This is a genomic window from Proteus columbae (assembly GCF_009914335.1).
Classification (GTDB): domain Bacteria; phylum Pseudomonadota; class Gammaproteobacteria; order Enterobacterales; family Enterobacteriaceae; genus Proteus.
In genome coordinates this window covers 1,994,586-2,009,169 of record NZ_CP043925.1, presented here as the reverse complement: position 1 = coordinate 2,009,169, position 14,584 = coordinate 1,994,586, and the positions used below count along the sequence as shown (strand labels likewise).

Annotated in this window: 12 protein-coding genes; 4 read left to right on the top strand and 8 right to left on the bottom strand. The window is 37.8% G+C overall.

The genetic code is table 11. From position 1 onward, the window contains the following. Positions 1–764: 764 nt before the first annotated feature. Positions 765–2,069, top strand: coding sequence for an insecticidal delta-endotoxin Cry8Ea1 family protein (locus tag F1325_RS09670; protein ID WP_160230374.1), 1,305 nt, complete (start codon positions 765–767; stop codon positions 2,067–2,069). 11 nt (positions 2,070–2,080) lie between these two features. Next, positions 2,081–2,383: a hypothetical protein gene (locus F1325_RS09665; RefSeq protein WP_100158295.1), complete on the top strand. Its 303-nt coding sequence runs from the start codon at positions 2,081–2,083 to the stop codon at positions 2,381–2,383. Between the two features lie 115 nt (positions 2,384–2,498). On the opposite strand, the gene kdpE is transcribed toward F1325_RS09665, so the two are convergent. From kdpE to kdpA, 5 genes are read right to left on the bottom strand one after another with little or no spacing between them, the layout of a single operon-like run. Continuing rightward, positions 2,499–3,182, bottom strand: coding sequence for a two-component system response regulator KdpE (gene kdpE / locus F1325_RS09660; RefSeq protein WP_109372293.1), 684 nt, complete (start codon positions 3,180–3,182; stop codon positions 2,499–2,501). Further along, on the bottom strand, positions 3,179–5,899 hold the full coding sequence (gene kdpD, locus F1325_RS09655; RefSeq protein ID WP_160230373.1) for a two-component system sensor histidine kinase KdpD: 2,721 nt from the start codon (positions 5,897–5,899) through the stop codon (positions 3,179–3,181). Before kdpD ends, kdpE begins: the two co-directional genes overlap by 4 nt. Position 5,900: 1 nt before the next feature. Continuing rightward, positions 5,901–6,497: a potassium-transporting ATPase subunit KdpC gene (gene kdpC / locus F1325_RS09650; RefSeq protein WP_160230372.1), complete on the bottom strand. Its 597-nt coding sequence runs from the start codon at positions 6,495–6,497 to the stop codon at positions 5,901–5,903. A 10-nt stretch (positions 6,498–6,507) separates the two neighbouring features. Beyond that, positions 6,508–8,565: a potassium-transporting ATPase subunit KdpB gene (kdpB, locus tag F1325_RS09645; protein ID WP_160230371.1), complete on the bottom strand. Its 2,058-nt coding sequence runs from the start codon at positions 8,563–8,565 to the stop codon at positions 6,508–6,510. Positions 8,566–8,576: 11 nt separating this feature from the next. Then, positions 8,577–10,280, bottom strand: a complete 1,704-nt coding sequence (gene kdpA / locus F1325_RS09640) for a potassium-transporting ATPase subunit KdpA (RefSeq protein WP_160230369.1) — start codon at positions 10,278–10,280, stop codon at positions 8,577–8,579. Positions 10,281–10,690: 410 nt separating this feature from the next. Here kdpA and F1325_RS09635 point away from each other — a divergent pair, with 410 nt between their 5' ends. Both F1325_RS09635 and F1325_RS09630 read left to right on the top strand, forming a co-directional pair. Beyond that, on the top strand, positions 10,691–11,278 hold the full coding sequence (locus tag F1325_RS09635) for a DarT ssDNA thymidine ADP-ribosyltransferase family protein (protein ID WP_109372298.1): 588 nt from the start codon (positions 10,691–10,693) through the stop codon (positions 11,276–11,278). Beyond that, positions 11,275–12,255: a macro domain-containing protein gene (locus tag F1325_RS09630; RefSeq protein WP_109372299.1), complete on the top strand. Its 981-nt coding sequence runs from the start codon at positions 11,275–11,277 to the stop codon at positions 12,253–12,255. The genes F1325_RS09635 and F1325_RS09630 overlap by 4 nt, the downstream gene beginning before the upstream one ends. Before the next feature lie 54 nt (positions 12,256–12,309). On the opposite strand, the gene dmsD is transcribed toward F1325_RS09630, so the two are convergent. From dmsD to F1325_RS09615, 3 genes are all read right to left on the bottom strand, one after another. Beyond that, on the bottom strand, positions 12,310–12,921 hold the full coding sequence (gene dmsD / locus F1325_RS09625; RefSeq protein ID WP_160230368.1) for a Tat proofreading chaperone DmsD: 612 nt from the start codon (positions 12,919–12,921) through the stop codon (positions 12,310–12,312). 175 nt (positions 12,922–13,096) lie between these two features. Continuing rightward, positions 13,097–13,954 carry a DmsC/YnfH family molybdoenzyme membrane anchor subunit gene (locus tag F1325_RS09620; protein WP_160230367.1) on the bottom strand — a complete coding sequence of 286 codons (858 nt, stop codon included), beginning with the start codon at positions 13,952–13,954 and terminating at the stop codon, positions 13,097–13,099. A 1-nt stretch (position 13,955) separates the two neighbouring features. After that, entirely contained in the window at positions 13,956–14,573 is a 618-nt protein-coding gene (locus F1325_RS09615; protein ID WP_023582154.1) for a DMSO/selenate family reductase complex B subunit, read from the bottom strand. Between the last annotated feature and the right edge of the window lie 11 nt (positions 14,574–14,584).

Here is a 14,584-nt window from a genome sequence, read left to right as displayed (position 1 = left end):
ATTCACGAAGGTAAATAATCTATTTAAGGAAAGGCGTTAAATAAAATTCATTAACAAAGGATTTTATCCATTAATTGAATAACATAGTTTATATATTTTTATTGATTGAGTTAAATTTATTTTTAATAAGGCTAATTTTATGAGAATAATAAAGATATTAAAAAAAGTAATAGTAGAAAGGAAATTTAATAAAGAATAAAAAATTGGCATAGATATAATGGATGTTAAACCAATTAGAGATAATTTGTTATTTTGGCATCAACGTTTTTTAGATAATAAAACTGGTTTAACAATAGATAGAAGTAAACAGCATTTTGTTTTTAATCCTGATGGTGTTTTATTAAATATAGACATAAAGTCGGATATACACGCTTAGAATCACAACCTAATGGTAATGCAACAACTAAAGGTCAATCTGTGATACTCAAAGAGAACAGTAAAATGATGGTGGGTTTTTGGCTAACCAACAGCGTCCCTGATGACACCTTAATGCTAAGAGACTGCCTAAACGAACCATAGACTATTTTTAGGAATAGTCACTGAAACATAAGAAAATAATAGAAATAACTTGCGAAACTTTGCCTTGCGTTAGATTTATTACATTTCCCTTTGAAAAGTTATGTACATCCGCACTATAAAAGATAAGATTTTCTTATTGGTTTTTAATTTATTAGTTTCTGGCAAGGGTGGAAACTAATCGAGAGAAAACACATTAAATCACTCATTCTGTTTTTTTATCATTGCTATAACTTAAGAGGTTAAATATGTCATCTACACTTAAGCTTAATGATGGTTTATCTGATATCGGTGCGATAATACATTATGGTATCAGTCAGATCCCAGTGGTCGGAGGTGTGCTAAGCACCATTTTTGGCCTTTTATGGCCAACAGATAAGGAAGATATATGGAGCACGATTAAACAGGAAGTACAAAGCCTTATTAATGAAGATATTCAAGAGGACGACTGGAATCGCCTTGTGGCCGCAGTAAATGAGCTTCAGGATAAAGTATCATTTATCAATGACCAGTTAATTAATGCTCAGTATGATACTGCTGGCCCTGAACTGATGACAGTGGTTGTAGATATAATTGGAATTGAAGAAAACTTCAAAATAAAAGGGACTAATTTCAAATATGCATTTGCTCCACTTTTTGTCGCCGCTATGAATTTAAAAATTGCCTTATATCTTGAAGGGATTAAATACTCTAATGAATTAGGATTAAGTCGAGATCAAGTTAATCAATTAAAGTCATTGCTTCAATCTGATGTTCAAAGCTCCAAGAGTTATTTATCTCCAATAAATTCGGCAATAGGCAGTACTTATCTTAACAACATACAGACCTACTTTAGTGTTAAGTTATATTATGAAACAAGCGTGTCTTTATTTAATGAATTATGGTCAGGGGATTATGAAGACTATAATGCGCCTGCACCGCTGGAAAATTACTACGTTCCAGTCATGGCAGCTGGATCTTTCTATAAGCTTATAAGCCTAGACGGGCAAAATTTCTCAGTGCCTATGGCATTTGCTGAAGTAGCTGATAACTCAATGATGCCTTCTACAAACATCCAGGGATCTTTATATCAGGACCCGACATCTTATCCAGATGGCTATATTAATTTTATCGATGTTTATACAGACCTGTCAGTGTCACATCGAACTACTGGGTTAATGTTTACCTGTAGTGGGTCTGATGAACAATATGAAATGGGTATGACGCCAAATAACAATTACTCATTTAATGTTGGACAAAACAAAATGAGTATTAATGTTGATGGTGGTGAGTTTATTAATCAGGTGTCCGTGAGAGCGGAATCTTTTGTTTCACAAATTGAGTTTACCACTAATCTTAATAATACAATGGTAGCAGGTCAGCATCCTGATGATGACTCTATACAAGAAGTCACTTTATTCAGCCCATTTTCAATTAACTCCATGTATGTGGTCTCTGATGTTGCAGGATATATACAATCATCTGGCCATCAAATGTGCGGGATAGCGATTTCAGCAATATATAATAATGAACTTGCGATGCAATATGTCAGTAGTCTATATAAAAACAGTTAAGGATACGCGTTATGTCGACTAATTATGTTATTCAACCTTTGGAAACAGTTACAGTATGGGACGATGCTGAGCCTATCATTCCAACAGTTACTAAAAGTGTAATTGTTACTAATAATGGCGAAACGAAATTAGAAGTTGTGAATTACTGGGCACCACCATCACATGTTTTTTATCCCGATACCACATATTGGGTTGAACCCAATGACACGATTATGGTTCAAGCACCCGAACGATCATTTTACTACTACAGAGTTAATGTAACTAACTCGGATGATACCAAAGTGGGTGCGGCTATCGTTGAAATTTTAGATTAGCATTTACTTGATGGTCAGGTGAGATCTTACGTGAGTTAGGTATGTATATATTGTATAAACAAGAAAATTGATTAATTGATAGATTAACCTTAATTTTTTCTCTAATAACCTTTAGTTAAGGCATAAATCGATAGCCGATCCCCGTTTCTGTCATTAAATGCACTGGACATGCGGGATCGGTTTCTAGTTTTTGGCGTAAATGTCCCATATAAATACGTAAATAGTGACTATGTTCAACGAAATTAGGTCCCCAAACATGTTGCATTAAATGCCGTTGAGTGAGCACTTTACCGCTGTTATTAACCAATTCGCTTAGCAAACGAAATTCTGTTGGTGTTAAATGAACGGGTTCATTTTGACGAGTAACAATACGATTAACCCAATCAATTGTAATATCGCCAAACGTAAATTGTGTGCTCTGTGTTTCTTGTTTAACAAAACGGCGTAGTGATGCTCTGACTCTGGCTAGTAGTTCACTGATGCCAAAGGGTTTAGTCAGATAGTCGTCCGCTCCTGCATCAAGCGCTTTCACTTTCTCTTGTTCCGAATCTCGCGCTGAAAGTACGATAACGGGTGTACTACTCCATTGGCGAAAGTCTTGAATAAAACACAGTCCATCTTTATCAGGTAAACCCAGATCAAGAATAACTAAATCAGGTTTTCTTGATGCGGCTTCAATTAACCCACGTTGACATTCATTGGCTTCATAAACACGAAATCCTTCGTTCTCTAAAGCAAGCCGAACAAAGCGTAAGATCTCTTTTTCATCTTCAATAATTAAAATGTTATATGGAGTCACTGTTTTATTTCAATCTCATCAATATCAGGGAGTGGTTTTAAAGGTAAAACAAAGTGGAAACTTGCTCCACCTTTTTTATGGTTTTCAGACAAATTAAGGTTTTCAGCCCAGATTTCACCTTCATGTAAGCGAATAATCGCGCTACATATTGCTAGACCTAATCCAACACCAGGAATTGCGGATTCTTTTACTGCGCGTGAAAATTTATTAAAAATAAGTTGTAGTTGGTCAGTTGGAATACCATCGCCTTCATCCCACACTTCAACATGAATTTTAGAAGCTTCAATATAGGCTCTTACTCCAATTTTTGTGCTTGATGTTGTATATTTCACTGCATTTTCAAGTAAGTTCGTGATAACTCGTTCAATTAAATTACCATCGCAATAGAGCAATAAATCAGCGGAAATATCAATTTCTAATGGATGTTTATCAAGTAAATAAGAGAGAGAACGAATGGCACTTCCTGTAATTTCTTGCAACGAATTCCATTGTAAATTCACTTGAATGCCGCCAGATTGAATACGTGCCATATCAAGTAAATTATTGACCAAGCGTGAGGTGGTAAGGATCTGTTGTCGAATTTGGCTAACTTGTTCTGTATGAGATGAACCTTCAGCGCTTAAATCGAGAAGTAAAATCTCTGATTGTCCAAAAAGAACAGTAAGCGGTGTTTTTAAATCATGAGAAAGCGCAGCCAATAATGCATTTCTTAATTGTTCTCGTTCGATGTTAATTCGAGATTGTTCTGCAATTTCAGCCTGTTGTAATCGCTCGAGTGCATTAGCAATCAAACCATTAAAAGTTTGCAATAGCTGCTGTTGTTCAGGGATCAGCAGTTGGCGAAGATTATTCGGTTCAATCGCTAAAATAGCTAAAACTTGTTGAGATGCCGTAATCGGATGCAATTGATAAGGCACACTTGGTAGAGTATCTGTGCCTGCACCAGCAATTTGGTCTTTATCACAGCACCAACGTGCAATTGCATTATCAATAGGCAAATGCCCCATACCTTGCGCATAAAAAGGTGTTAATTCACCTTGTTTGTTGGGAAGCAATAAGCAAACTTTGGCATCAAACGCACTTGATAAAAAATGGTAACTGGTACGAACAACGTCTTGTAACGTTACCGCTCGACCCAGTTCTCTTGTCATTTCAAATAAGTGGCGAGTGCGTTGTTCTCGATAACGGGCGACACGAGTTTGATAACGCATACCCGCAGTTAAATTACCGACCACTAATCCTACAATAAGCATGACGGTGAAAGTGATCAAATACTGCATGTCGAGTACAGCGAGCGAAAAGTGGGGCTGTACAAAAAATAAGTCAAAACTAATGACATTGATTAATGCTGCAAAAATAGAAGGGCGACGACCAAAAAAGAGTGCAATTAATACAACACCCAATAAATAGAGTGTCACTAAATTGGCTTTATCAAGTGCTAATAGAAATGTGCGAGAGAATAAGGTGATCGCTAAACATAATCCAATCGCTGTTAAATAGCCTTTTATTTCTTGTCGCCATTTATCGTTTTGCAGTGGTGCTGTTTTGGTTTTATAACGAATGTCCTCATCATTGAGAACAACACTAATAACATGGAGATCAGGTGCATAACGTGCTAATTTTTCTGCAAAACGCATCCGTATCCAGCGTTTTAACCATTGCCATTTTTGGTAAGCACGTTGACCAATAATCACTTTTCCAAGATTATGCTCTCTGGCGTAGCGGATCACCGCTTTTTCAGCTTGGTTATCAGAAAGGATCGCGGTTCTTGCACCTAGATGTTGTGCCAGTTTTAGCGAGTGCAAAATAGCTCGGCGTTTATGCTCTCCAATTTGATGAAGTTTAGGGGTTTCAACATAAATAGCATGCCATTGGCAACCAAAGGCGGCAGCATAACGCGCTGCCGTGCGAACTAATTTGTCGTTACCGCCATGAGCACCAAGGCATACCATCAGACTATCTGTGGTGTGCCAAACAGGAGCTGTTCCTTGGCTATCTCGAAACTCTTTAACTTGTGTATCAACTCTATCTGCCATACGGCGTAAAGCTAATTCTCGTAGTGCGATTAAATTACCTTTACGAAAAAAGTGTTCGATGGCACGTTCTGCTTGTCCAGCTAGATATACTTTGCCTTCATGCAAACGTTGTTGTAGATCATCAGGCGGTAAATCCACCATAACCACTTCATCAGCACTATCAAAAATATAGTCAGGGATCGTCTCTTGGACACGAATTCCTGTAATACTTCCCACGATATCATTAAGACTTTCAATGTGTTGCACATTTATTGTGGCAAGTACATCAATACCTGCATCCAACAGCTCTTCCACATCTTGCCAACGCTTAGGATGCCGGCATTTATGAGGGTTACTAAATGCCAGCTCATCCATTAAGATCACCGCTGGGTGTCTGGCTAATGCGGCATCTAAATCAAATGCGACAAGCTTTCTACCATGATGATGAATACGTTGTGGCGGCAATAAAGGTAATCCGTGAAGTAATGCCGCCGTTTCTTGTCTTTGGTGTGTTTCGACAACACCAGCAAGCACATCAATACCTTGCTGGTGGAGGCGCTGAGCTTCTTGCAGCATGGTGTAAGTTTTCCCTACGCCTGCACAAGCCCCAAAAAATATTTTTAGTCGTCCACGAGTTGTTGTTCGCGTTGATGCGAGTAAATCATCGGGTGAGGGACGTTGCCATTGTTGGTCATGTTCCATTTTATTGAACACTCACTCTTTTGTGTTTTTCGGCACTTAATCTATCAAGTGCCTGATTAAGCTTAAAGACATTAATCACGGGCTTACCTAAAAATGAGATTAATGGTGTTATCGTATTCTCTTTTATTAATTGCTTAATTTCATCTTTAGTGAGTTGACGCGAGTGTGCAATATTTTCAACTTGGTAATAGGCCGCTTGTAATGAAATATGAGGATCAAGTCCACTCCCTGATGCGGTCACTAAATCAACAGGAACAGCCTGATCATTATCAACCGCTTTTTGCCACATTTGAACGCGTTTCGTGACTTCATTAAGCAATAATGGATTTGAAGATGCTAATTGGCTAGCGCCTGATGCCATGCTGTTATAGGGCATTTCTGCTGTTATTGATGGACGACTTTTAAAATAATCATCTCGCGTAAATTGTTGCCCAATCAGTTCAGAGCCAATAAGTTTATTATCTTGATAGATCCGCGAGCCATTCGCTTGCCATGGAAAAATAAGGTTAGCTAATCCTGTAACAAGCAAAGGATAAGCCAGCCCAGTTATTAGTGTGAGTAATAATAACATTACTAATGATGATCGAAATAGATGCATAGAGAACTCCTTAAAACCCGATAAACGCTAAGAGCATATCGATGATTTTAATACCAATAAAAGGGACTAATAATCCGCTGATCCCGTATAAAGAGAGATTTCGGCGCAATAATGAATGCGCTGAAACAGGGCGATAATGCACACCTTTAAGGGCAAGAGGGATCAAGAAGACAATAATTAAGGCATTAAAAATAACCGCAGATAACATTGCAGATGCTGGTGAATGTAAATTCATGACATTAAGCATGTTGAGCTGTGGATAGGTGACAGCGAAAGCCGCAGGAATAATGGCGAAGTATTTAGCGATATCGTTAGAAATACTAAATGTCGTTAAAGCACCTCGTGTCATTAGCATTTGTTTACCAATATGCACAACTTCGATTAATTTTGTTGGATTAGAGTCTAAATCGACCATATTTCCCGCTTCTTTGGCAGCTTGAGTGCCTGAATTCATGGCAACAGCGACATCCGCTTGCGCTAAGGCTGGGGCATCATTAGTACCGTCACCCGTCATTGCGACTAATCGACCTTCTGATTGATATTGGCGAATTAATGCCAGTTTTGCTTCAGGTGTTGCTTCAGCCAGAAAATCATCAACACCAGATTCTGCTGCGATAGCCGCCGCTGTAAGATGATTATCACCAGTGATCATGACGGTTTTTATACCCATTTGGCGAAGTTGAGCAAAGCGCTCTTTAATTCCACCTTTCACAATATCTTTAAGCTCAACAACACCTAAGATTTTCTGATTTTCAACCACCACCAGCGGTGTTCCTCCGGATCTCGCTACTTGCTCAACTATCGCGGTGACTTCATCAGGAAAATGGCCGTGACTGACTTCAATATGGCGACGAATAGCATCAACGGAACCTTTGCGGATCAAGCGCTCACCTAAATTGACACCACTCATTCTTGTCATTGCAGAGAAGGGAATAAAAGAAGCTCCAATTGACGCTAAATCACGTTCGCGCAAATTAAAACGCTGTTTAGCGAGGATCACAATACTTCTGCCTTCGGGTGTTTCATCTGCAAGCGAGCTTAATTGCGCTGCATCAGCAAGTTGTTTTTCGCTAATACCCGAAAGAGGAATAAAACGAGACGCTTGACGGTTACCAAGTGTAATCGTGCCTGTTTTATCAAGAAGTAAAACATCAACATCACCGGCGGCTTCAACAGCACGCCCACTGGTTGCAATCACATTGGCATCTAACATACGGCTCATTCCCGCCACACCAATTGATGAAAGCAAGCCGCCAATCGTTGTGGGAATAAGACACACCAACAAAGCAATTAAAGTGACAACAGAGATAACCTCACCATGACCTTGAAACTCGACAGCAAACACACTAAATGGATAGAGTGTTATACAAGCCAATAAGAAAATCAGCGTCAGTGCAGTTAATAAGATGGTCAAAGCAACTTCATTCGGCGTCTTTCTACGCTTTGCACCTTCTACCATTCCAATCATGCGGTCGAGAAATGAATTACCTGCCTCAGCAGTGCAGCGAATAATCAGCCAATCTGACAATACTCGAGTGCCACCAGTCACAGAAGAAAAATCACCACCTGATTCACGAATAACAGGTGCTGATTCACCCGTGATCGCACTTTCATCAACAGAAGCACCACCTTCAATGACTTCACCATCACAAGGAATAGTTTCGCCCGCGTTGACTAAAACGATATCACCTTTATGCAATGAGAAAGAGTCAACGGTTTCTTTCGAGGCATTAATGTCTGCATGATGTAAACGTATCGCTTTTGATTGTTGTTTAGCACCACGTAAGCTAGCAGCTTGTGCTTTGCTTCGACTTTCTGCTAATGATTCAGCGAAATTGGCAAATAGCAATGTCACCCATAACCAAAACATGACTTGTGAAGTAAAGTGATTATCATCAGGAAGATAACCTAACAGCGAAGCAATCCAAATTCCGGTAGTTAAGAGCGCACCAATATAAACAATAAACATAACGGGGTTACGCCATTGCGCTTGAGGCGTACATTTTTTTATCGCATCAAAGAAAGCCGATATCACGGTTTTTCTGTCAAATAGTTGAGTTTTTTTCATGATACGTTTCCTTATTTAGCCCAGAACAGCTGTAAGTGTTCTGCAATAGGGCCAAGTGCTAATGCCGGAACAAAAGTCAAAGCGCCGATCATTAATACAGTGAGGATCAATAACAAAATAAATAGCGGTGAAGTGGTAGAGAGTGTTGCCAAGCTTTCTGGCTGACGCTTTTTCACGGCTAAACTACCTGCGATAGCTAAAACAGGTAACATGACACCAAAGCGACCAATTAACATAGAAAGCCCTAATAATAGATTGTAAAAAGGTGAGGTGGCATTAAGTCCGGCAAAAGCACTACCGTTATTATTAGCAGCAGAAGTAAAGGCATATAACACTTCACTAAAGCCATGAGGACCTGGATTTAAAATGGCTTCACGACCAACATCAGTAAATAAGGCGAGGGTTGTACCTAATAAAACAACGGCAGGAGAAATTAAAATAGCAACCGCTACCCATTTCATTTCGGCAACACCAATCTTTTTACCAAGGTATTCAGGTGCTCTACCAACCATTAATCCAGCGATAAAGACAGCTAATAAAACATAGAGGATCATGCCGTAAAATCCTGATCCTACACCACCAAATACCACTTCTCCTGTTTGCATTAACCACATTGGCACCATGCCACCTAAAGCGGTTAATGAGTCATGCATGGCATTAACTGCACCACAAGATGCTGCTGTTGTGACAGCAACAAAAATAGCACTACCTATTATGCCAAAGCGCGTTTCTTTGCCTTCCATATTCAGTGAGCTATCTGTACCAGCAAAGATAAATTCTGGATTTCCTTGCCATTCAGCCCAAGTGACCACAATAACAGCAACAATAAAAATTAACGTCATAGCCCAAAGTAAGGTATGACCTTGGCGTTGTGCTCCACTTAAACGACCAAAGGCAAAACATAAGGCAGTAGGAATAAGAAATATGGCAAGTATCTGCAAGAAGTTACTTAATGATGTTGGATTTTCGTAAGGATGGGCAGAGTTTGCCGCAAAATAGCCACCGCCATTTGTTCCTAATAATTTAATGGCTTCTTGAGAAGCAACTGGCCCCATAGGTAACCATTGTTGTTGACCATCAAGACCTTGGCTTAATACCGCTGGGTGAAAGTTTTGTATTACCCCTTGGCTGACAAATAACAGTGACCAAACAATTGATAAAGGAAGTAGGACATATAATGTAATGCGCCCAATATCGACCCATGCATTCCCTAATGAGGTACAAGAGGACTGTGTTAGCGCTCTAATTAAAACAAAAGCGACAGCAATGCCCGTTGTTGCAGATAAGAAGTTTTGCACAGCAAGCCCTGTCATTTGGCTTAAATAACTCACTGCGGTTTCACCACTGTAAGCTTGCCAATTAGTATTAGTGATAAAGCTAATTGTGGTATTTAACGCTAAATCCCAATTCATATTAGATGCAAATTGAGGATTTAACGGTAAATAGCCTTGGTTAAGCAGTATGACAAATAATAGAATTGCGCCCATTAAGTTAAAAATAAGTAGGGCAAGCATATAGTGATACCAGCTCATCGGCTGGATTGTTTTTCCTGCGGGCTTAAAACCACAACAACGCCAAATAACATGTTCGGTTTGAGTAACCCAATGAGGTAAGTCACCTTCGATAAGGCGAGCTAAATAATGCCCAAGCATTTTCCCTATCACTAATAATGTGATCAGAAAAATAGCAAGATATATCAACATCGTTGTTGCCATTTTTAAAATGCCTCTGCGTTAAATAACACATAGATAAGATAAGCAGTGAGCAAAACAACTAACGTCACAGCACCGAATATCAGCATCAGAACAATCCTTTTACTATTTAGATTGAGTGAGCGTACTGAATGGGCTGTAAAGATGTTGATAAAAGAGCAGTGATAAGTGTAAAAAAAGTATAAAAATGGGGGGGCATAACAATGATATAAGAAAGAAATTATTACAAATAAACTTTGATAATTCATTTAATATAAAATAATGGATAATTAACAACTTGAATTAATATAAATGTAATTAGATTAATTAATATGACAATATTATTTTTATAATGCATTGTTTCGCCCTCGACTTTATTTTCAATAAAATAAAGAATTATTTAAGTTCATTATTCCATTATATAAAGAGTTATTATGTCTGAAAATACTTCTATTCGCGACAAAGCCTTGCTTTACCATTTGACATGTCTAGATAATTTACCAAATATCCTAGAAACAGGATTGCGCTCAAGAGCTTCACTGCGTGATGGTTTTATTGATGTAGCTGATGGCAATATAATACAAGGTAGAGAGGCAAAAACACTTGAACAAATGGTGCCATTCCACTTTTTTGCTGGTAATCCATTTGATGGTCGCGTATTGGTTGACAATAAACATCTTGATTTTTGCGTTATAACTGTTCACCGTAATTTAGCTAAAAATAATAATTGGAAAATAATTCCGGCACATCCTTTAGCGTCAGAGGGAGTGGATATAATGAGCTATGATGAAGGTATGGAAGCCATAAATTGGGAGTTATTAGATAAAAGAGATTATAAAGATACAACGTGTAAACTTGTTTGTATGGCTGAGTGTCTTTCCCCTGACACTGTTCTTGCAAGTTCTTTTTTCAATATTTATGTAAAAGATGCTATTATGGAAGGTGTTGTGAGAGACTTGTTGAGAAAAAATAAGTTAAATATACATGTCAATATTATGGAACATTTCTGCGTAAAAAAATGATTATATATTCTTCTGGTGATATTTTTGAATCGAATACAACCGCATTAGTTAATGCGGTTAACTGCCAAGGTGTAATGGGTAAAGGCATTGCCTATCAATTCAAAGAAAAATTCCCGAAAAATTTTATAAATTATAAAACCGCTTGTGATGAAAATAGATTTAAGATTGGCAATATTCTTATTACTAGTGAAAAAGGAAAATTAATTGTTAATTTTCCTACAAAAGACGAATGGCGCAAAAAATCACAATATGAATATATCGAAAAAGGGCTGTTAACTTTAAAAGAAGAAATAATAAAAAGAGAAATTAATTCAATAGCATTACCACCATTAGGTTGTGGCAATGGCGGATTGGATTGGAATAGAGTAGAAGAACTCATTATAAATATATTTTCAGATTTAGAAAATGTTGATATTTTATTATATGCACCAATAACAAAAAATATAGGTTCTAAAGATAAAACTCTATTAAATATAGAACATTTAATTGTACTCTATGCTATGTCTCATCTTAAAGATAAAAAAAGATATAGCTTAAATACATTATTTTATTTATGTCAAAAACTATCGGGTTATAACTCTTTTAATTTTAGTGTTGTTTACGGTAGAGCTTATTCAAATGCTCTTGATGTTATTACAAATGATCTTAGAAATTTAAAAGAAAAACAAGGTGTTAATTTTGATTCTTTTATAGATAATTATATTAATACTCATATATCAAAAAAAATGGAAAATGAGTTTAAAAAAGCAGTTCCAAAACTCAAAACTTATATTGAATTACTTAATGAGTTAGATGGAAAAGATGAGTTTTCAGAACTAATTAATATAGTTGAAATTATTTCTAATAAAGATATTTTTACTTCCATTCTTTTGGAAAATAACGACGTTAAAAAAATGATAATCGAAAAAATGATTAATATAGGGTTTATCCAAGAGAATATATTAGGTCAATATGAATTTAACTATAATTTGAAGTAATATTATAAAAAAACCAGCCATTAAGGCTGGTCTATTAATAACGTTATTTTGTCACTAACAAAACAATTGCTTTTCAGCAGGGCTGACATTTAACAAAGATTGCCAGTTTTTTAATGTTAATGTCGCCAGCATGGCTAAACCTTCATAATATGGGAATGCGCCTTGCAGAGATAGCTTCTCTAAATAACGATAAGCCCATGGCAGAAGGTGTTCTGCTAATAGCTCATTTAGTTTTTCAGGGCGAGTTTCTGCAATCCATGCCACCATCATCACCATTAAACCAAAATGATCTTCCGGATCGTTTTGAGTTAACGCAATATCAATGCCATTTTCTAGCATCCATTCACGTAGATCTAATGTTGAATTACCGAATAATACATTTTCATGATCAAGGTAAACAGAGCCCCAAGGTGGCGCCGGCAGTGCGTAAGGGCCAACAAATAAACGTTGATATGCCTGTGCTAAAGTTTCTTCCGCTAATGCCGTTTGTGAAAGAAGGCTAGCAATGCGTTGCTTTTCTTCATCACTGCCATAAGGCCATTCTTCAACCCACTTTTGACTAGACAGCAGCTCGACAATGTCACTTTTCTCAGTAGGTGCATAATAAAAAGCCGCGCCTAAAATACGGGCCGTAAGAGAAATATCAGTAATAAGTTGTTGTTCCATAATATTTTTATAATCCGCTTAGATTTATTGTCTATACTATATGCGATTTTCTATCTAAACATAATGACGAAGATTAAAAAAGAGCGATACCGTAATATAAAAGGAAAACCGCCATAACAGATAAAAAGAGTGTGCTTTTTAACTATTACAGCGGTTTAGCAGGGTGAGAAATTAATTAACCCACTACTGCCATGCCGACAGTCATATGTAAACCATAGAACACACCGCGTCCTATAAACTCACCAGCAAACACTAAAATAAAGCCCAATGCTAACAAAGCAATCGAAGGGTTATTTTTACGTAACAGTGGGGCAATCCAACAACTCAAGCCTAAGACTAAAGCCACTAATTTAATACCCATCAAAGCACCATAGTTAGGGACTAAATCCACCGCTTTTTGCACAGAGGTTTGAATAGAACCTAATTCAAAACCTTGTGATGTTGCCACAATAGCACTCACAAGAATGGCGATAACACTGAGTAATGGCAATGCACTGACACAGTTTAGATTAAAACCTGCAATACGCATTAAGAGTGCCGCTAAAATAGGGCCACCGATAAAGGCTGTTAGCACAAAATTAAATGTGGTATAGCTGTTATACCAAGTCGGAACAGTATCAATTTGGTATACACGAGAGATAGCCGTAATAAATAATGCAGCTAATACCATAACCAGTGCGACCCATAATTTGCCTAATACAGCAGGCATTTTATTAAATACAGCCAGTAACCAGTAAATACCACCCAGTGCAAAGAAAATAGAACCGCTAGCAATTTCATTACTTAATGATGAGTGACCCAAACGAAGTAATGAGTTAAATGCGCGTAATGGGGTTCCCATATGCATCATGGATAATAAGAAGCCAATACCCATTAATGCCCAGAGTCCAAACATGCTGTAATGCACTTTTCGGTTCATTTCTGCGGAAAGCTTACCCGAAAGGATAGCGCACCCCATAATAATAAAGGCACCCGCAACACTTTGGCCGATAACAGTAAAAAACATTAGTGGCCATTCATGCAATCCCACCATCTTACACCTCCTCTGGGTTTGCCAGATGACCAGTGGTATCACCCACAGGACGGCTATTGGCATTTAATTTAAGGACAATATTTGGTTTGGTGTATTTTGCTGAAGGAAGTGGTGCAATTTCAGCTAAATCACCATATTTAGCGCGTAACTCTTCAATAGGTGCCATATCTAATGCACGCAGTGGACAAGATTCGACACAAATAGGTTTTTTGCCTTCAGCTACACGTTCATAGCAACCATCACATTTGGTCATATGACCTTTGACTTCATCAAATTGCGGTGCGCCGTAAGGGCAAGCCATATGACAATAACGACAACCGATACAAATATCTTCATTAACAACAACAAAGCCGTCTTCACGTTTATGCATCGCGCCACTTGGGCAAACTTTGGCACAAGCTGGATCGTCACAGTGGTTACACGAAATAGATAGGTAATAAGCAAACACGTTTTGTGTATAAACGCCATCTTGCTCAGTCCAATCACCACCCGCATATTCATAAATACGGCGGAAATTCACTTCAGGGGATAAATTTTTAAAATCCTTGCACGCCAGTTCACAGGTTTTGCAGCCGGTGCAACGACTTGAATCAATATAAAAACCATATTGCGTTGACATAACCAGACTCC

Excerpts from the sequence above, each read along its gene's own strand:
- F1325_RS09670 (WP_160230374.1), top strand. The coding sequence starts at position 765 with ATGTCATCTACACTTAAGCTTAATGATGGTTTATCTGATATCGGTGCG.
- F1325_RS09665 (WP_100158295.1), top strand. The coding sequence starts at position 2,081 with ATGTCGACTAATTATGTTATTCAACCTTTGGAAACAGTTACAGTATGG.
- kdpD (WP_160230373.1), bottom strand. The coding sequence starts at position 5,899 with ATGGAACATGACCAACAATGGCAACGTCCCTCACCCGATGATTTACTC.
- kdpC (WP_160230372.1), bottom strand. The coding sequence starts at position 6,497 with ATGCATCTATTTCGATCATCATTAGTAATGTTATTATTACTCACACTA.
- kdpB (WP_160230371.1), bottom strand. The coding sequence starts at position 8,565 with ATGAAAAAAACTCAACTATTTGACAGAAAAACCGTGATATCGGCTTTC.
- kdpA (WP_160230369.1), bottom strand. The coding sequence starts at position 10,280 with ATGGCAACAACGATGTTGATATATCTTGCTATTTTTCTGATCACATTA.
- F1325_RS09635 (WP_109372298.1), top strand. The coding sequence starts at position 10,691 with ATGTCTGAAAATACTTCTATTCGCGACAAAGCCTTGCTTTACCATTTG.
- F1325_RS09630 (WP_109372299.1), top strand. The coding sequence starts at position 11,275 with ATGATTATATATTCTTCTGGTGATATTTTTGAATCGAATACAACCGCA.
- dmsD (WP_160230368.1), bottom strand. The coding sequence starts at position 12,921 with ATGGAACAACAACTTATTACTGATATTTCTCTTACGGCCCGTATTTTA.
- F1325_RS09620 (WP_160230367.1), bottom strand. The coding sequence starts at position 13,954 with ATGGTGGGATTGCATGAATGGCCACTAATGTTTTTTACTGTTATCGGC.
- F1325_RS09615 (WP_023582154.1), bottom strand. The coding sequence starts at position 14,573 with ATGTCAACGCAATATGGTTTTTATATTGATTCAAGTCGTTGCACCGGC.